The 1883-nt window shown below is 48.7% G+C and carries 3 protein-coding genes; all 3 read right to left on the reverse strand.

What is annotated here, in order from left to right; genetic code table 11:
• A partial coding sequence (locus tag B3157_RS01100; RefSeq protein WP_292588189.1) for a CaiB/BaiF CoA transferase family protein occupies positions 1–521 on the reverse strand: 521 nt, incomplete at its 3' end.
• Positions 427–1071 (reverse strand): CaiB/BaiF CoA transferase family protein, encoded by a 645-nt coding sequence (locus B3157_RS01105; protein WP_422655666.1) that lies wholly within the window; start codon positions 1069–1071, stop codon positions 427–429. The genes B3157_RS01100 and B3157_RS01105, both read right to left, overlap by 95 nt.
• 71 nt (positions 1072–1142) lie before the next feature.
• Positions 1143–1883, reverse strand: a 741-nt coding sequence (locus tag B3157_RS01110) for a carbon-nitrogen hydrolase family protein (protein WP_292588192.1), incomplete at its 5' end; no start/stop codon positions are given.

Genomic DNA, 1883 nt, shown 5'->3' on the forward strand with positions numbered 1-1883 from the left:
ATTCCCAGCATTCCCGAATAGATCTCTTCGTTATGCTCACCGAGTAATGGCGCAGGTCCGGAAATTGATGCCGGTGTTTCAGAGAACTTTATTGGCACACCAGGCATTTTCACAGTTCCATTCCTGTGAGTTACCTCGACAATCATCTCTCTTGCTTTGATCTGCTCGTCTTCAAAAAGATCGGCGACGTTGTTTATCTTGCCCGAGGGGATGTCCAGTGCCTCAAAGGTGCCGAGCCATTCCTTGGATGTTTTCTTCTTAAGCTGAACTCCTATAATCTCCATCAACTGATCGATATTCCTCACCCTTGACGGGTTATTCGCAAACCTCGGATCTTCGCAGATGTCTGCTCTTTCGATAGCTTTGCAGAATTTCTTCCAGATGCCATCATTTCCCACAGCTATGTTTATCATTCCATCCAGAGTCTCAAAGGAAGAAAATGGCGCAATTGATGGATGCCTGTTTCCAATTGGAGTCGGAATCTCTCCGGTTGCCGCATATCTTGCTATTGCGTTCTCCAAGACAGCGACCATACTNNTCTAGCATAGCAACATCCACTTTTTGTCCAGACCCCGTGCTGTTTCGACTCTGAAGTGCCGCGAGTATTCCTATACACGCAAATGTTCCACAAAATATGTCTGCAATGGAGCTTCCTACCTTCGTTGGATACTGTTCATCGGGACCGGTTATACTCATGATTCCACTCAATCCCTGTATGATCAAATCATAGGCTGTTCTCTGGCTCATGGGACCGGAGTGCCCGAAGCCCGAAGAACAAGTATATATGAGCCTCGGATTCATCTCTTTCAGCCTTTCGGCGGAGAAGCCCAGCCTTTCGAAAACGCCCGGTCTGAAATTCTCGACCAGAACATCGGATCTCTCGATCAGCCTTTCGAGAAGCTTCTTTCCCTCCTCGGTCTTCAAATTGAGAGTAATGCTCTTCTTTCCTCTGTTTATACTCATGAAATAAGCGCTTTCTTCACCAACAAAGGGGCTGAATGATCTCGAATCGTCGCCCCCATCGGGTCGTTCAACTTTGACAACAGCTGCGCCCATGTCGCAGAGCAGCATCGTACAAAACGGTCCCGCTAGAACACGGGTAAGATCTAATACGAAAAGCCCTTCAAGGGGTTTACCCAAAATTATCTCCTCCTGTACGGAATTCGTTTTGAAGGTTCAAACACGCTTTTTCCTTCAGCAAGAATATCCCTGTACGAATCTAGGTTTCTGTCTTCTATGTGGTCGAAGATCTGGTCTCTAGACGTCCCAGGAACTATCTTCTTAATCGGATCCTCATCGAGTTCGGCAGAAACGAATTCTTCACACCCTGAAGCCTGAACTAGCTTTGCTCCAGAAGGGTGGACTATCATTGACGAGCCGAAGAAATTCGCTCCGCTTGCGTCCTTGCCAACGAGATTCGAAGCAACCCAGTAAACATGATTGTCATACGCCCTCGCCCTGTTCGTGAGCTCCCATTGATCAAAGGATCTCATAAATGCCGAGGGCCTGCAGATTACTTCCGCCCCCTTAAGAGCCGTAACTCTTGCCAACTCGGGAAAGTCCCCATCATAGCAGATCACCACACCGATGTTGCCAATGGGTGTCGAAACAACTAACGGATCGACTCCAGGAGTTGTCCAACCTCCCGCCGACAGTCTCTCCGTGGGGAAAGGATGTGTCTTCCTGTATACTCCTAGAATTCCCTCGGGGCCGAGAATAGCAGCGCTGTTGTATATAACCCCTCGCTCTCTTCCGCGTTCGTAGGTGGGGAAACACAAGTATATCCCAAATTCACGAGCCCACTTCACTCCCTCATGTGTAAGACGGCCGGGAATTGGTTCCACGGTATCCCAAAGCGAATTCGCGTTTCCGAGCGGGGTGAA

Source organism: Mesotoga sp. UBA5557, from assembly GCF_002425715.1.
GTDB lineage: Bacteria > Thermotogota > Thermotogae > Petrotogales > Kosmotogaceae > Mesotoga.